Annotated in this window: 15 protein-coding genes; 5 read left to right on the plus strand and 10 right to left on the minus strand. The window is 70.0% G+C overall.

Annotated features, from left to right (window positions below; genetic code table 11):
• Position 1: 1 nt before the first annotated feature.
• Genes KALB_RS41305 through KALB_RS41325 form a run of 5 tightly spaced genes read right to left on the minus strand, consistent with a single transcriptional unit; the run spans position 2 to position 6,533 of the window.
• Positions 2-2,299, minus strand: coding sequence for an ABC transporter permease (locus KALB_RS41305; protein ID WP_025361550.1), 2,298 nt, complete (start codon positions 2,297-2,299; stop codon positions 2-4).
• A 24-nt stretch (positions 2,300-2,323) separates the two neighbouring features.
• On the minus strand, positions 2,324-2,896 hold the full coding sequence (locus tag KALB_RS41310; RefSeq protein WP_148309858.1) for a hypothetical protein: 573 nt from the start codon (positions 2,894-2,896) through the stop codon (positions 2,324-2,326).
• Between the two features lie 18 nt (positions 2,897-2,914).
• Positions 2,915-5,308: an ABC transporter permease gene (locus KALB_RS41315; RefSeq protein WP_025361552.1), complete on the minus strand. Its 2,394-nt coding sequence runs from the start codon at positions 5,306-5,308 to the stop codon at positions 2,915-2,917.
• A complete protein-coding gene (locus KALB_RS41320) occupies positions 5,305-6,012 on the minus strand; it encodes an ABC transporter ATP-binding protein (protein ID WP_236650128.1) in 708 nt (235 codons plus the stop codon). The genes KALB_RS41315 and KALB_RS41320 overlap by 4 nt, the downstream gene beginning before the upstream one ends.
• Entirely contained in the window at positions 6,009-6,533 is a 525-nt protein-coding gene (locus KALB_RS41325) for a PadR family transcriptional regulator (RefSeq protein ID WP_025361554.1), read from the minus strand. Before KALB_RS41325 ends, KALB_RS41320 begins: the two co-directional genes overlap by 4 nt.
• Before the next feature lie 128 nt (positions 6,534-6,661).
• On the opposite strand from KALB_RS41325, the gene KALB_RS41330 reads away from it, so the two are divergent.
• On the plus strand, positions 6,662-7,207 hold the full coding sequence (locus tag KALB_RS41330; RefSeq protein ID WP_030110560.1) for a D-alanyl-D-alanine carboxypeptidase family protein: 546 nt from the start codon (positions 6,662-6,664) through the stop codon (positions 7,205-7,207).
• Here KALB_RS41330 and KALB_RS41335 read toward each other — a convergent pair whose 3' ends face one another.
• On the minus strand, positions 7,208-7,567 hold the full coding sequence (locus KALB_RS41335) for a VOC family protein (RefSeq protein WP_025361555.1): 360 nt from the start codon (positions 7,565-7,567) through the stop codon (positions 7,208-7,210).
• An 87-nt stretch (positions 7,568-7,654) separates the two neighbouring features.
• Here KALB_RS41335 and KALB_RS41340 point away from each other — a divergent pair, with 87 nt between their 5' ends.
• A complete protein-coding gene (locus tag KALB_RS41340; protein ID WP_030110561.1) occupies positions 7,655-8,200 on the plus strand; it encodes a CGNR zinc finger domain-containing protein in 546 nt (181 codons plus the stop codon).
• A 140-nt stretch (positions 8,201-8,340) separates the two neighbouring features.
• Here KALB_RS41340 and KALB_RS41345 read toward each other — a convergent pair whose 3' ends face one another.
• Positions 8,341-9,540 carry a DUF445 domain-containing protein gene (locus KALB_RS41345; protein WP_081790059.1) on the minus strand — a complete coding sequence of 400 codons (1,200 nt, stop codon included), beginning with the start codon at positions 9,538-9,540 and terminating at the stop codon, positions 8,341-8,343.
• Positions 9,541-9,695: 155 nt separating this feature from the next.
• Here KALB_RS41345 and KALB_RS41350 point away from each other — a divergent pair, with 155 nt between their 5' ends.
• Entirely contained in the window at positions 9,696-10,859 is a 1,164-nt protein-coding gene (locus KALB_RS41350) for a pyridoxal phosphate-dependent aminotransferase (protein ID WP_025361558.1), read from the plus strand.
• A gap of 59 nt (positions 10,860-10,918) precedes the next feature.
• Here the strand turns inward: KALB_RS41350 and KALB_RS48035 are convergent, their stop codons facing one another.
• Together KALB_RS48035 and KALB_RS48040 are read right to left on the minus strand one after the other, a co-directional pair.
• Positions 10,919-11,092 carry a hypothetical protein gene (locus KALB_RS48035; protein ID WP_158510899.1) on the minus strand — a complete coding sequence of 58 codons (174 nt, stop codon included), beginning with the start codon at positions 11,090-11,092 and terminating at the stop codon, positions 10,919-10,921.
• Positions 11,089-11,670: an RNA polymerase sigma factor gene (locus tag KALB_RS48040; protein WP_025361559.1), complete on the minus strand. Its 582-nt coding sequence runs from the start codon at positions 11,668-11,670 to the stop codon at positions 11,089-11,091. Before KALB_RS48040 ends, KALB_RS48035 begins: the two co-directional genes overlap by 4 nt.
• A 286-nt stretch (positions 11,671-11,956) precedes the next feature.
• Between KALB_RS48040 and KALB_RS48045 the strand changes: the two genes are divergently transcribed.
• A complete protein-coding gene (locus KALB_RS48045) occupies positions 11,957-12,814 on the plus strand; it encodes a hypothetical protein (protein ID WP_158510900.1) in 858 nt (285 codons plus the stop codon).
• Positions 12,815-13,215: 401 nt separating this feature from the next.
• Here the strand turns inward: KALB_RS48045 and yczR are convergent, their stop codons facing one another.
• Positions 13,216-14,673 carry a MocR-like transcription factor YczR gene (gene yczR, locus KALB_RS41365; RefSeq protein ID WP_030110563.1) on the minus strand — a complete coding sequence of 486 codons (1,458 nt, stop codon included), beginning with the start codon at positions 14,671-14,673 and terminating at the stop codon, positions 13,216-13,218.
• A 61-nt stretch (positions 14,674-14,734) separates the two neighbouring features.
• Between yczR and yczE the strand changes: the two genes are divergently transcribed.
• Positions 14,735-15,352 (plus strand): membrane protein YczE, encoded by a 618-nt coding sequence (yczE, locus tag KALB_RS48050; RefSeq protein WP_030110564.1) that lies wholly within the window; start codon positions 14,735-14,737, stop codon positions 15,350-15,352.
• Positions 15,353-15,360 lie beyond the last annotated feature (8 nt).

The raw sequence follows: 15,360 nt of genomic DNA on the forward strand, positions 1-15,360 counted from the left end.
CTCACTCGGCGCGCAGCTCAACCGGCCTGCTCGCCCTGCGCAGCGTCGGCAGTGTTGCTGCGGTGACGCCCAGCACCAACGCCGCGGCGGAGCTCGTGAGCAGCACCACTCCAGCCCAGTTGAAGACCACCGGCCGGGAGATGACACCGAGCAGGAATGCGCCGAGGACGAGCCCGGTGAGCACCGCGACGGCGGTGGCAATGAGCACCGGCACGAGGTTCTGCCAGAGGATCGACCTGGCCAGGGTCCGCACAGGCACACCGCTGGCCGCGAGCACCGCCAACTGCCTACGACGTTCGCGCACCTGTTCGACCGCGAGCACCAGCAGGCTGGCGCCCGCGAGCAGCAGAGTGATGCCGGAACCGAGCAGTACGGCGTTGCGCACCGTGCGGAACTGGCGGACCTGGTCGCTCACAGTGGTCGCGCCGCCGTCGTCGACCTGGGCGCGCCAGCCCAGTGCCGTCACAGCGTTGGCGACCTGGTCGGCGCCGGCCGGGTCGCTGTCGCGCAACTGCACCTGGATCGACATGTCGCCCGGCGGCACCGTCATGCCGCGGAACGCCCCGGGCGTGGCGAGCACACCGAACAGCGGCGTCTGCGGTGCAGCTGTGCCGCTGCCTATCTGCACCGCTGACGCAGTGGAGATAGGCAGCATCCATGGAGCAGTGCTGCGACTCTGGCCGTAGCTGCGCACCACCACCTGCTGCCCCGGCCTGGGTGACCAGCCGCTGCCGACGAGGAACGCGTCACCGTCCGAGCAGTGCCCCAGCGGAAGTCGGGCGAGCAACGACTCGCACGAGGCGATCGTCAGCTGTGTGGACTCACCCGAACCCGGGTCACTCACCTGCAAGGTGGTCTGCGGCAGCACACCGCGAACCGCAGGCAGCCCGCGAAGACGTGATGCCCAAGCTTCCAGGTCCTCTACCGAGACGTCTGCAAGCTGCACGTTTGACCGACCAGTCAGCCCGGCCCGCTCCATGGGTGCGCCAACCGATGCGCCGACTCCGGCGATGACGCTCTGCAACGCGATACCGCCAGCAAGCACCACGGCGATGCCGCCGACAACACGAGCCGGTGTGCCGCTGTCGAGCTGCATGCGCCGGATCGCCAACTGCCAGGAGGGAGCACCACCAACAAGGTGCACGACCGTTCGTTCAAGTAACCAGGGCAGCAGTAGCGGCACGCCGAGCAGGAAGGTGCACACGCCCGCGACGAGCGCATCTGTGCGCATCGCGCCCGACGCACCGCCTTGGCTCAGCAGCAGGGCAAGGCCGATTACCACGGGGACGGGCCGCCACCACAGTCGTCGCCGTGCAGGTCGACCGAGGCGCACGACGCCAAGCGGCTCGACGGTGGTGCGGCGCATGGCGATCAACGAGGAGACGACCGCCAGCGCGGGCACCGCCACCACGATCACACCGACCAACGCGGGCACCGGGAGTACGTCCGCGGCGAAGGCGCTCACGCCGAACAGGTCGATCTGCTCGACGAACCCACAACCGAGCAGGAACAGCACAGCACCGACGAACAGCCCCACCACCGCGCCGAGCAGCGCCTCACCTGCTGCGATGCGGCACACCTGCTGCGCGCTGCCCCCGACGAGGCGCAGCGCCGCAAGACGCCGATCACGGGCGGCCCCGGCAAGCCGGGTGCTGGTCGAGACGAACACGAGCACCGGGAACAACAGGGCGACCAACCCCACGACGGCCAGCAGCCAGACCGCAGGCACCACCTCGTGTACGGCGTCCATGTCGCCGAACGAGTAGACCGGATTCCAACCCTGATCAATCGTGCCGTGATCAGGCGTCCCCACGTAGAACCGGTACTCAGCGGGACCTTTCAGCCCGTTGTCGGCGATCACGCCAATGACGCCGTTGGGGAACCGGGGGCGCAGTGCCGCTCCGGCCTCGGACGCGAGCAGGTCGGCAAGCGCAGGCGACACCACGGCTTCGCCCGCGCCGGGCAGCTTGTCCACACCAGGTGGCTTGGGGGAACTGGGACCGCTGGGCGACACCCAGTAGCCGGTGAGCCGCACACCTCGGTAGTCGTCGAGCGCGCTGTTGCGGAAGTAGAGCGGGTCCACTCCTGGCAGCACGACCGTGCTGGCGCTCTGCGCCATGCCGCGAGCGGACTGCCCGGCCACGATCGTCGGCACGGAAGCGCCGATCAGCAGGACTCCCACCGCGAAGCCGATCCCCAACGCAGTGAGCCCCAAGCGGATCCAGCCCCGCCGACCGCCACCGGCCGCCAGCCGCACACCGAGTGCGAGGTCTCGTTGCCAGGAAAAGAAAGTATGCACTCGTCCGCTCCCCTGACGTCGCGTTCAGCGCTGTGCCTGTGCACCGAACATGCGCCAGCTCCACATCGGCAGCGTTCTGATCAATGAGGCGATGCCGAGCACCGATGCCAGCGCTGCCACGACCTCGAATGGCCATGACGGTGCCGGACTGGTCGGAGCCCCGAACTCGTAGACTGCGTTGTCGCGGCCGACGGTCCTGTCTCCCACGTAGTAGCGGAGTTCACCATCTTCGGCGAGGCCGTCCTCAGCGATCAGTGAGACGACGCCCATCGGGAACAACGGTCGCAGCGCGTCGCCGTCATGGGAGAGCAACAGGGCCTCCAGGCCCGGGGAGACGACCGCCTCCCCGGGCCCCGGCAACCGGCTGACTCCCGGTGGTAACACGGTGTTCGACTCACCGGGTCGTACCGCGTACCCGATCACCGCCTGTCCGTGGTGGTCACCAAACTGTGCGCGCAGGTACAGCGGCTCGACCCCGGCGACCGGGTGCTGAACCGCACTGAAGGTCAAGGCCCCGGTCCGGGCCTCGCGGCTGGCGATCACCTGTGGCACCAGCAGTGCGGCGGCCACCGCGGCAATCGCCGCCGCGAGCAGCACGGACCTGCGCAGCACGGCTCACTCGCCCCGCAATCCCTCGACGCTGGCCGCGCGCCACAGGGAGGGCAGGGTCAACATCGTCACCGCGAGCACGGCGAGCGCCCCGGTGCCGCAGTAGGCCGCGATCATTGGCCAGTCCAGTGCGACTGTCCTGCCGCTGATGCCGAGCAGCAGCACGGCGAGCCCGACACCGGTGGCCAATGCGATCACCACGCCGAGCACGATCGGGATCGTGTTCTGCCACAGCAGGGAGACCGCCAGCACCTTGCGCTGGACACCGTTGGCCATCAACACGGCCAGCGCCCTGCGCCGTTCCCGGATCTGTTCCAGCGCCACCACCATCAGGCTCGCCGCAGCGAGCAGCAGGGTGATGATCGAACCGATGTTGAGCACCCTGCTGATCAACAGGAAGATGTCGTTGCCGTCCTGGTTGTTCGAGTAGACGTTGGCTTTCCAGCCCAGCGGGGCCAGCGCGTTGCGGGCGTACTCGACGAACTGCGGATCAGGCGTCTTCGGTGCGATCGAGGCGTGGGCGTACAGGGCGGGGTTGGTGACCTTCGCGATCGCCCCCTTGGTCACCAACAGGGAGCCGACCGCGGAACCGCTGTCCTTCACGGGATCGACCGAGCGAAGGTTGGCGGGAACCGTCCACTTGGGCAACTTCGCGAGGTCCTGCCCATAGCTACCGGAGAACCAGACCTGTTGCCCGGCAACAGGTACGAACGTGTGCGAGTCCGGGGAAGGCCGCGTCGCCCCAGGCAGGGGGACGTAGAAGGCGTCTCCCTCCGCGCAGCGGTCGAGCTTGACCATTGCACGGAGTTCCTCGCAGCTGCCCAGTTCGAGGTTGACCCGCTGGCCCTTGGCGTCCTGTACTTGTCCGTTCACGGCGAACTTCGCACTGCCCAGGCCGACCAGCCCGCCCAGTGCGCTCCGGAACACGTCGACCTCGGTGAGGCTGGTGGCCGGCATGCCCGCCCAGAGCTCGGTGTTGGCGGAGCTGCGGGGGGTGGCCTCACTGCGCGCCGGGATGAACAGGGTCTGGAGGGCGATCGCCCCGGTCAACACCACCGCGACACCGCCGACGACCCGCGCCGAGGTCCCACTGTCCAGTTGCAGGCGCCGAATGGCCAGTTGCCAGGACGGTGACCCACCGCGCAGCAGCACGACGACTCGCTCCACGACCCACGGAAGGATCACTGGAACCGAGATCAGCAACAGGATGATGCCCGCGACGACCGCTGCCTGGCTCGAGTTGTCCACGGCCCGTTCGAACGACTTGGACTTCCACAACAGCAGGCCAACACCGACCACGACCGGGATCAGCCGCCACCACAGCTTGCGACGCCCCTGCCTGCCCCGGCGCACGACGCCCAACGGCTCGATGATCGTCCTGCGCAGGGAGAGCGTGGCGACACCGACCGAGAGCAGGGGGACCAGCACGAGGATCAGCGCGATGAGTGTCCACTCAGGACGGATGTCCGCAGCGAAGATCCCACCCCGCAACGCGGAGAAGCTGAGTGCGGGCACGACCTGCCTCGCGACGAGGAACATCGCGACACCGACGAACAACCCGGCGATCGCACCGACGAACGCCTCACCGGCAGCGATCCGGCGCACCTGTTTGCCGTCCGCGCCGACCAGGCGCAGCGCGGCGAGCCTGCGGTCCCGGGCGGAGGCGGCGAGCCTGGTGCTGGTCGCGACGAACACGACCACCGGGATCAGGAAGGTGGCCGCGCCGAGCGCGATCAGCAGCCATTCGATGCCACGCAGTTCACGCGGGGCCTCCTGCCAGCCGAAGTTGTGGATGCGGCCGACCTCGGTCTGCCCAGCGAGGCTGGGCAGGCCCACGTAGAAGAACAACTCGTTCGGCCCGGTGAGCCCCTCGTCGGCGATGGTGCCGATGACCCGCTGGGAGAACCGGGGTCGCAGCAGGTCGCCGCCCGGGGAGTTGAGCAGTTCGGCCAGTGCGGGGGACAGCACGACCTCACCGGGGCCAGGCAGCCTGTCCACGCCGGGGGCGTGCGGCGGGTTCGGGCCGTTCAGCTGGACCACGTAGCCCTGCAGGCCACGGCCCTGGTACTCGTCGTTGCGCAGTTCGATGTCGACCGGGTCCACCCCGGCAACCGACTGCTGCTGGGCCTCAACAGAACCGTGCGACGGGATGGCGCGCGCGTTGCCCCGTTCGTTGCGGACCTGGAGCATGTGCGGCAACGAGGTCGCCGCGAGCAGCACGGCGACGCCCAGCCCTACGCCGACCGCGGTCAGCGCGAGCCTCGCCCAGGAGGTCCGGCCGCCCCCGAGTGCGAGCCGGACCCCCAGGGCGAGATCGCCCACCCAGCGGGTGAGCAGGGCGCCCGGCCCCCGAGACCGGGCGCCAACCGTTTCCCGAGAACGGTTGTCGGAGGAGTTCACCGAGCCAGCTCCACTTCGCGGGACTTGCCGTCCCGGACGACGACCTCGCGGTCGGAGTAGGCGGCGACCCTGGGTTCGTGCGTGACCAGCACCACGGCCGCGTTCGTGTCCTTCGCGGCGGCCACCAGCAGCTGCATGACGCGCTCGCCGTTGAGCGAGTCGAGGGCACCGGTGGGCTCGTCGGCGAAGACCACCTTCGGGCCGGTGACCAGTGCGCGTGCCACGGCGACCCGCTGGCCCTGGCCGCCGGAGGTCTCCCCCGGCCGCTTGGCGGCGACGTCGGCGACCTCGAGCCGCTCCAGCCACTCGGTGGCCCTGGACTCGGCCTCCTTGCGGCGCATGCCACCGAGCCGCAGCGGCAGCGCGACGTTCTCCAGGCTGGTCAGCTCGGGCACGAGCTGACCGAACTGGAACACGAAGCCGAACTCGGTGCGTCGCAGTTCGCTGCGCACGCCGTCGGACATGGCGCTGAGCTCGGCACCTCGGTACAGGACCTGGCCGGAGTCGGGTTGCAGGATGCCTGCCAGGCAGTGCAGCAGCGTGGACTTGCCGGAACCCGAAGGCCCCATCACCGCAACCACCTCGCCTGCGTGCATCCGTAGTCCCGCGCCGTCGAGCGCGGGCGTGGGCCCGAAGGACTTGCGCAGGTCGATCGCTTCGAGCAGAGCAACGCTCTCGTCTGTGATCAGTGCTCCGGCGTTCACGACCGAATCTCCTTGGCGAGTTGGTTCAGCCGGGCGGTGGTGAGCTCGAGCCACCGCAGGTCGGCTTCCAGGTGGAACAACGCGTGGTCGCAGATGAGCTGGTCAGCCAGGTCACCGCCGGACTTTCGGCGGGTCAGCTCACGCATCAGTCTCAAGTGCGCCGAGCGCTGCACGTCCAGCACCTCCGCTGCGGCACGACCGGACAGCAGGGCGAGCACGACCTTCGTGTAGAGCGTGTTCTGGAGGTACGGCTCGGGCTTCTCCGGCGTGGCGAGCCACTCGTGCACGTCCGTGACGCCCGCACCGGTGATGGCGTAGCGCTTCCGGTCAGGACCGCCGCCAGCCTCGACACCCTCGACCTCGACGAGGCCGTCACGGAGCAGTCTCGACAGTGTCGAGTAGACCTGGCCGTAGTGCAGCGGCCGATCGTGACCGAAGCGCTCGTCGTAGGCGCGCTTGAGGTCGTAACCGTGCCGAGGGCCGGTCTCCAGCAACCCCAGCAACGTGAGCCCGATTGACATGCGAGCCACTGTACATCGAGTGTATACGCCCGGTCTATACACCCTGTGCATACCACGCAACCTGCGACTTTGCTCGGTCGTCTGCCCTGGCAGCGGGTGACTACTCACCCGGTGAACAGGAGGACGACATGCGATACGGATGGGTTGCCACGGCGCTGGGCACGGCGGTGGCGGCAGGGGTGATCACCGTGTTCGCGGGCCAGGCGGTGACGCGCGTCAGCGGATCAGCACAGCCGGCGCACATCTCGTCGGCGGCCGGGCACCCCGACCGACCGTGTCCGGTGGACGGCACCTACCAGGACAAGGACCCGAGTGGCATGAAGCCCGCGGCGATCACCGCATGGCTGGATGTGACGCGGATCGCGGCAGGCGAGGGAGTGACGCTCTGCCTGCACGACGGCAAGCGCGACGCAGAGCAGCAGCGCGCGGAGTTCGAGGACTACGTGCGGAAGTACGGCGCCGAGGTAGCCGCCACCTACGTGCTACCCCCGGAACGCTCCATGCACGTGCAGGGCACAGCCGCGGACGTGCAGCCCAGGGCGTCAGCGCAGTGGCTGGAGCAGAGCAGGGGCAAGTACGGCTGGTGCCGCCGGTACGACAACGAGTTCTGGCACTTCGAGTACGACCCGTCCTACGCGACCGGCGGCTGCCCAGCCCGACAGCCGCACGCCTGATCAGCAGGCGCAGAGGCAGAACGTGTGACCTTCGGGGTCGGCGTAGACGCGGAAGGTCCGCTGGGTGTCGAGCAGCCGGGCGCCGAGCCCGAGCACCCGCTCCTGCTCGGCGTCGAGGTCGTCCACACCCAGGTCGAGGTGCAGCATCTGCGGCCGGTCCTGCGCGGGCCAGGTGGTCGGCTTGAAGTCGGCGGCGTACTGGAAGGCCAGGTTCACGCCACCGTCCGGGTTGACCAGCACCGCCCACTCGTCGACGTCCTCGTCCTCACGCAGCTTCCAGCCGGTCACCTCGGCGTAGAAGCCGGCGAGCGACCTCGGTCGCAGGCTGTCCAGCACGATCGTCCGCACCGAGACGGTCATCACACACCTCCACAGATCGAAACCAGTGAAACGACTTTGCCGGTTACGGCACGAGACGGCAACCGGTTTGGCGCCTAAAGTGGTGTGGTGACTGGTCTGGCCGCCGGCGCTCGCGCCGTGCAGGAATCCGGCTGGGACGCCGAACGGGACGTGGAGTTGCTACTTGCCTTCCTGAACACCGTGAGCGTCGAAGAAGCCTCCGATGTGCTCGATGACGAGCGCTCCTGGCTGAGATGGGTGACCGAGCGCGGTCTCGGCGCCCCGGGGCTTCCGGACCGGGTGAAGACCGTCCGCGACGCCTTGCGCTGCGTGGTGCTGGCGCACCACAACGAGCAGGGCACGAGCCCCGCGCCCCCGGTGGACGGGGCCGGCGGCACCATCCGGATCGAGCTCAGCGGCGGCGTTCCCGTGCTGACCGCCAGCGACGCGCTGGGCGCCGTGCTGGCCGCTGCCGCCCGCCTGGCAGTGATGGGCTACTGGGACCGGATCAAGATCTGTCCCGCCGACGACTGCGGCTGGGCCTTCTGCGACCGCTCCCGCAACCGCTCGCGGACCTGGTGCTCGATGCGGGTCTGCGGCAACCGCGAGAAGGCCCGCAACTGGCGGGAACGCGCCCGCGGCGCCGCCTCCTGACGCTCGCGATCGCCCGCCTACCTGGTGACAATCCCCCGCCACTCCCAGGGGGGCGACCCCGACACCAGTCTACCGCCCCACCCCGACAGTCGATCTTCGCCAAGATCCACATGTGGACAACTCGCCGCCTGTGCACAACCTCAGAAGAACAGCTGTGACAAGGCGTAGATCACCAGCCCGGCGAGCGCGCCGACCACGGTGCCGTTGATCCGGATGAACTGCAGGTCCCTGCCGACCTGCAACTCGATCTTGCGCGCGGTCTCCTCGGCGTCCCAGCGCTCGATCGTGTCCGTGATCAGCGTGGTGATCTCGCCCCGGTAGTTGCCGACCACGTACGCGGCGGCCCCCTCCAGCCAACCGTCGACCTTCTCGCGCATCGTGTCGTCCTCGACCAACCGGCCGCCGACCGAGACCAGCCCCTCCAGCACGCGCTTGCGCAGCTCGCTGGACGGGTCCTCGGCGGCGTCGAGCAGCATGCGCTTGGCGGTGGCCCACGCGGAGCCGATCAGGTTCTGCACCTCGGGGTGCGCGAGCACCTGGCGCTTGACCTGCTCGGCGCGTTCCATGGTGGCCGGGTCGTGCTGCATGTCATCGGCGAACTCGGCCAGGAACCGGTCGACGGCCAGCCGCATCGGGTGGTTGACGTCGGTCTTCACCGCCCAGGCGAAGCCGAGCACCTCGTTGTAGACCTTGTCGGCGAGCAGGCTGTCGACGAACCGCGGCGACCAGGACGGCGCGCGCTCGGACACCACCCGCTGCACCGTCTCGTGGTTGTCGCGCACCCACTCGTACGCCCGGTCGCACACCAGGTCGACCAGCTTGTGGTGCGCCCCGTCCTCCAGCACCTGCCCCAGCAGCTTGCCCAGCGGCGGCCCCCACGGGAACGCCACCAGCCTGCGCACCACGGCCTGCTCCAGCACCGCCTGCACGTCCTCGTCGCGCAGCACGGCGATGACGCCCTTGGCGACGTTGGCCAGCTCCGAGGTGACCCGCTCGGCGTTGTCGCGCTGGGCGAGCCAGCCGCCAACCCGTCGGGCGATCTGCGCCCGGCGCAGCTTCTCCCGCACGACCACCTCGGACAGGAAGTTCGTGCCGACGAACTCGCCGAGGCTGGCGCCCAGCACGTCCTTGCGGGTCGGGATGATCGCGGTGTGCGGGATCGGCAGGCCCAGCGGCCGCCGGAACAACGCGGTCACCGCGAACCAGTCAGCCAGCGCACCGACCATGCCCGCCTCTGCCGCTGCGCGGACGTAGCCCAGCCAGGCCGGACCGCCCAGCCAGCTGGTCACCGCGTAGATGACCGTCGCGACGGCCAGCAGGCCACCCGCGACCAGCTTCATCCGCCGCAGAGCCCTGCGCTTCACCTGGTCGGCCGCCGTGAGTTGCTCCACTCCCGCCATTGTTCCCCCACAACAGTCCGAGCGGCCCGCCGAGCGGCAACTTCCCGGGCGTACCCGGATGACAGCTCAGGGACGGATCAGCGAGGATCCCGGATGTGCGAACACCAGCGCTCGTGTCAAGGCTGCGCCCCTTCACCTCGACGATCTTCGCGGAGATGACCGCGTTGGCCACCCGGACCGGGGCGGTCAACCTGGGCCAGGGCTTCCCGGACACCGACGGACCCGCGTCCATGCTCGCCGCCGCCCAGCGGGCGATCGCCGAGGGCGTGAACCAGTACCCGCCGGGCCCGGGACGGCCGGAACTGCGCCAGGCCATCGCCGAGCACCGCACCAGGTACGGCACCGAGTACGACCCCGACAGCCAGGTGCTGGTGACAGTCGGCGCCACCGAGGCGATCGCGGCGGCCCTGCTCGCGCTGGTCGAACCGGGCGACGAGGTGCTGCTGGTCGAGCCGTACTACGACTCCTACGCGGCCTCCGTCGCGATGGCCGGAGCGACCAGGAGGGTCGTGTCGCTCGTGGAGGACGGCGACCGGCTGGCGCTGGACGTCGAGGCGCTGCGCGCGGCCGTCACCCCGCGCACGAAGGCCCTGCTGCTCAACTCCCCGCACAACCCGACCGGCACCGTGTTCAACCGCCAGGAGATGGAAGCGGTCGCCAGGCTGTGCCAGGAGCACGACCTGATCGCGATCACCGACGAGGTCTACGAGCACTTGGTCTTCGACGGCAAGGAACACATCTCGCTGGCCTCGCTGCCGGGCATGGCCGAGCGGACGCTGGCGATCTCCAGCTCCGGCAAGACCTTCAACGCCACGGGCTGGAAGGTCGGCTGGGTGTGCGGCCCCGCGGATCTGGTCGCGGCGGTGCGCGCGGCCAAGCAGTTCCTGACCTTCGTCGGCAGCGCCCCGTTCCAGCCCGCCGTGGCGCACGCCCTGCGCACCGAGTTGGCCTGGGTCGACCAGTTGCGTGACGACCTGCAACGCAAGCGGGACCGGCTCGCTGAGGGGCTGTCCGACGCGGGCTTCGGCGTGCGCGCCACCGAGGGCACCTACTTCGTGTGCGCGGACGTGCGGCCGCTGGGCTTCACCGACGGGGCCGAGCTGTGCCGCCAGCTGCCCGAGCGCATCGGCGTGGCGGGTGTGCCGGTGCAGGTGTTCACCGACTCCCCGCAGGAGTGGAGCCATCTCGTCCGGTTTGCGTTCTGCAAGCGCGACGAGGTAATCGACGAGGCGATCGCCCGGCTGCGCAAGCTCGGCTGAACGCAGGCGTGACAAAGGGGTCTCAGGCGCAATCGAGACCCCTTTGTCACCTAATTACGTCAACTCACCAGACGCATTGCGGCCCACGGATCGGCAATACGCTGACCGAGTGATGTGGCCGCGCGGAGCACCTCGACCGGTACCGGATCGATTCGGTCCAGCATCGACCTGAGCAGTCGCAGCAGTTGCCGTTCCTCCTCGCCGAGCAGTTCCCACAGCGGCGTCCCAGTCATGACGCGCACTCCTCGAACAAACCAGCGAGTGCCGCCTTGCGCCGCAGCACCCGGAGGCAGCGGAGCCGGGTCTTGGCGATGCTGCCCGGCGCCAGCCCGACCGCGGTGCCGACCTGTTCGGCGGTCAGCTCCGGGCTGTGCGCGAGCAGTCGCAGCACCTGCTGGCAGCGCTCGGGCAGCTGCCCGAAGGCGTGCCACAGCGTGCGGTCGCGGTCAGCCAGCACCGCACGCGGCTCGGGGCCGTCCCAGTTCGGTTCGGGCTCTCTCAGCTCCTCAACTGGGATTTCCCGGCGGCGACCGGCCAGCAGCCGCAGCGACTCGCGCCGGGCAGTGGTGGCCAGCCACCCCGCTACCGCCTCCCGGTCGCGGATCGTGTGCGCCTTCTCGTGGAAGGCGAGCCAGGTGTTCTGCACGACGTCAGCGGCGTCGGCGGGGCTGAGCCGGTGCGCCCTGGCCACGGCCCACAGCGTGGGCGAGTAGCGGGCCACCAGCTCCCCTGCCGCGCCCCGGTCCCCCTCGATCGCCGCCAGCACGAGCGGGCCGACGCGCCCACCCTCGGACGGTGAGTTCTCGTACATCCGATCCTCCCGGTCGGTGTGTTCGACACGGGTTAGAAGTGGGGCGCCACCGTTCCGATCCGCCAAGTGGCCGAAAACCCTCAAACGAGTGGCCCAGCGAACAAGGCAACACACCGTGGCCGAGTTGTGCAAGACTGATGTCAGACAGTGACGGACTTGGCGCCTATCCGGGTGGTTCCCGGCTAGTACGTGTGCAAATCGACACGCCAGTGCTAAACATGACGCATCGCCGAGTCCGACAACGTCACTTGTTTTTCGGCCGGTAAGGCGGACGGTGGTGGTGGGAGTGGCCAGCACGGGGACGACGCAGCGCGTCGGCGCTGTGTTGTGTGCTGCCGCCCGCCGGGCTGTGATCACCGGCGGACTGGTCCTGTTCGCCTGGTTGCTGGGCAGTGCCGTGGCCAACGCGGCGACCGCACCCGACTCCACCGCGAGCGCGCCGACGGCGGCCAGCGAGCCGACGACCAGTGAGACCGTCCAGCGCGACCCCGGCCTGCTCTCCAGGCTGATCACCACCTTGCTCGGCCCGCAGCGCCAGGACACCGGTGGCGGCTCCACCTCGACCAGCAAGGACCCCGTCATCCCGCCCATCGACGTCACCGGCTCGGGTGGCGGCACCTCCGGCGGCGGGGGCACGGTCATCCTGCCCGCCCCGGTCGAGGGCGGCAGTGGCTCTGGGTCCTCCGGCAGCGGCTCCTCGGGCGGCGGCGTGTGGACCGGGTCCACCTCGGTCAGCGTGCCCGTCGTCAAGCCCGCACCCGAGGAAGCACCGCCGGTTACCCATCAGGCGCCGCCCCCGGCACGCACGAGCCAGTCCACCCCGGACTGGCACGCCGTCACCGAGCAGGTCGCGGCGACCCCGATGACGGTGGTCGCATCCATGAGCGCGCCGGTGACCACCCCCGAGCCCGCGCAACGCCCCAGCGACGTCCCGTTGCAGCCGCAGCCGGCCTCGCAACCGATCTCCAGCCCGTCCACGGGTACCGGCCTGTCCGGTCACGACCTGGGCGGCAACAGCGGCCTGACCGGTGTGGTCCCGCCGCAGACCGGCTTCCAGCCGACCCCGGGGTCCTCCACCGACGAACTGCACGCCAAGCGCGTCAGCGACGGTGTCCCCGGACTCCCCAGCACCTCGCCGGACTGACCGCGCCCACGGCCGTCGGGCACACGTGTGCCCGGACATGGCCGTACCGAGCCGATCCGGGCACGGGGATGCCCCCATGTGGATCCGCGTCAGGCGCACAACGATCGTGTCGAGCACGTCCTCCCGGTCCAGTCGTGCCGCATGACGTGGGTCCTCCCCCGAAGTCCCGGATCGTCCCGACCTGCCGACCGCGCCCGGTCAGGTCGGGGGCTGGCCCCGGCGTCGCGTTGCCCCCGTGACGCCGGGGCTCCACCAACTTGGTCACTCACGACACCCGTCCGGCACTACGAGGGGCAGAGCCGGGTTGGGTGTCGCGAGTGGCCAACCGAGATGCGCTGAGCGGGAACCAGGGTCCACGTGAACCGGTTCCGCTCAGCGCTCTCTTTTGTTTCCAGCCACTTCTAGGCAACCGGCAGTTCATCGTCCACTGTGGACAAGCTGCCCCCGCCGCCCACCGAGGCGGCCAGCCGCCCCAGGTCGCGGGCGACCCCGGCGAGTACCTCGGCGGGCAGCGCGTAGGGCAGGCGGAGCCGGCGCTCCATGCCACCGTGCACCGCGAAGCCGGACGAGAGCGCCAACCGCAGCCCGAATCCCCGTGCCGCGACCGCGAGCCGACTGCTGATCGGCGCGTCGAGGCGGCACCACAGGCTGAGCCCACCATCCGGCACTCGGAAACTCCACTGAGGACAGTGCTGGCGCAGCGCCGAGACGAGCGCGTCCCGCAGCACGGCGATTTCCCCGCGTCGCCTGCGCAGCACCGGTTCGGGATCGCTCAGCAGCTCGGCGAGGATCAGCTGGTCGAACACCGGTGAGCCCAGGTCCACCGCGGAGCGCGCGGCGACCAGCCGGTGCACCAGCTCGACCGGAGCCCGCACCCAGCCCAGCCGCAGCCCACCCCAGTAGGTCTTGCTCGCCGATCCGATCGTGATCACGTGGTCCTCGCCGAAGCAGGCCACCGGCGGCCGTGGGCTCGGGCCGTCGGCACCGAGGTCCAGTTCCACCATCGTCTCGTCGATCACCGCGAAGGTGCGAGTGCGGCGCAGCAGCGCGACCAGCCGCCCGCGGTCCTCTTCGGACATGCGCAGCCCGGTCGGGTTGTGGAAGTCGGTCTGCAGGTAGGCCAGTCGAGGTGCCGACTGGCGGATCGCCGCCTCGATGCCGTCGAGATCCCACCCGTCCTCGGTCAGCGCCACCGGCACCGGCAGTCCGCTCGCCGACCTGATCGCGTGCAGCGCGTTGGGGTACGTCGGCTGCTCCACCAGAACCCGGTCGCCGGGGCCGACGAGCAGTCGCAGGACGAGCACGAACGCGTGGTGTGCGCCGTTGGTGACGACGACCTGGTCGGCGGTGGTCGGCAGACCGCGCTCGGTGTACCGGTCGGCGATGCGTCGGCGCAGCAGGTCCAGCCCGCACTGGTGGTAGCCGGGATCCGACATGTACTCGGGCAGCCGGAGCCGGGCCGCGTCCACCGCGGCCACGAGTTCGTGCGGGGCGGGCAGGGCGGCGTGCGCGAGGTTGAGCAGCCGGGGCTCGACGGGCGGTTCGGCGGCCGGGCTCGCGGCGGTCGCGGGCAGCGTGATCCAGGAGCCCGAACCCTGCCGACTGGCCACGAACCCCTCGGTGCGGAGGTGGTCGAGGGCTGCGGTGATCATGGTCCGGCTGGCGCCGAGCGCCTGGGCCAGCTCACGCTCGGCGGGCAGCCTGGTCCCCGCGGGCAGCCTGCCGTCGAGCACCAGCAGGCGCAGCGCGGCGGACAGGTCGGCCGAGGCGCTGCGTGCACCGCGGATCCGCCACTCGCCCAGCTGGCTGGCCAGCCGGGCACCGCCTATCCGCGCTCCCAGGGGTATCGCCGCATCCATGCGGCCAATTATTGAAGATTGGCCATTGAAGTAAAGGCCAATCCCCCCGGAGGGTGGGCACATGGCGTTACGTCTGGACTCAGTGCCACTCCGGGTGAGACCCGTGCGGCGGCTACCCCAACTGTTCGGTGGGCTCGCGCTCTACGGAGCGAGCATGGGCCTGCTGGTGAGGGCGAACCTCGGCCTGGACCCGTGGGACGTGCTGCACCAGGGCCTGACCGACCGGATCGGCGTGCTCAGCTTCGGCGCGGTGACCCAGCTCGTCGGCCTGGCGGTGCTGCTGTGCTGGATCCCACTGCGGCAGCGCCCCGGTTTCGGCACGGTGTCCAACATCGTGCTGATCGGCTTCGCGGTGGACGCGACCCTGGCGCTGCTGCCCACGCCGGACTCACTGGTGCTGCGTGCGGCCTACCTCGTCGCGGGCATCGTGCTGAACGCGGTCGCCGCCGCGACCTACGTCGGCGCACGGCTAGGGCCGGGTTCCCGCGACGGCCTGATGACCGGTCTGCACATGCGCACCGGCTGGTCGCTGCGGCTGATCCGCACAGCGATAGAGCTCACGGTCCTGGCGGTCGGTTGGCTGCTCGGCGGCACGGTTGGTGTCGGCACGGTGCTCTACGCGGTGACGATCGGCCCGTTGACCCAACTGTTCCTGCGCTGGCTCATCTGGTCCGACTAGGCTCGGCG

Origin of the sequence: Kutzneria viridogrisea DSM 43870 (genome assembly GCF_000525635.1) — a bacterium.
Taxonomy (GTDB): Bacteria; Actinomycetota; Actinomycetes; order Mycobacteriales; family Pseudonocardiaceae; genus Kutzneria; species Kutzneria viridogrisea.